The organism is Ferrovum sp., assembly GCF_027317285.1.
Taxonomy (GTDB): domain Bacteria; phylum Pseudomonadota; class Gammaproteobacteria; order Burkholderiales; family Ferrovaceae; genus Ferrovum.
The window spans coordinates 1-325 of record NZ_DAHVHV010000146.1 but is presented as its reverse complement, the minus strand read 5'-3'; the positions used below and the strand labels follow the sequence as shown (position 1 = coordinate 325).

Annotated in this window: 1 protein-coding gene; it reads left to right on the top strand. The window is 48.3% G+C overall.

The features are described 5' to 3' along the window. Window positions 1–325, top strand: a 325-nt coding sequence (locus tag M6F29_RS12005) for a DAHL domain-containing protein (RefSeq protein ID WP_298160240.1), incomplete at both ends; no start/stop codon positions are given.

The following is a 325-nucleotide window of genomic DNA, read 5'->3' as shown; positions in this document are numbered from 1 at the left end:
CGAACAGGTCGTAAAACTTCGGTACCGTCTTCAGAACAATTATGATGGAATCGTTGTTGCGGAGAATGAAATCCGGCTGCGCCGGAGTGATCTGAAAACAAACATGCTCTTCCTGCAGGGTAATGAACGGATCGATCGTGCCGTGCGTCAATGGGAACAGGCTTTTTCCAGAAAGGAAGATTTGATCGAGCGCTTCAAATCGCACAATGCCATTCTAAAAAATTCAATGTATTATTTTCCTATCACAATAGACGAAGCAGTTCGTCTTGCCCCCTCCGGGCTGAGGGAGAACTTGCAGGCCCTGCTGCGCGATGTGCTCATCGTC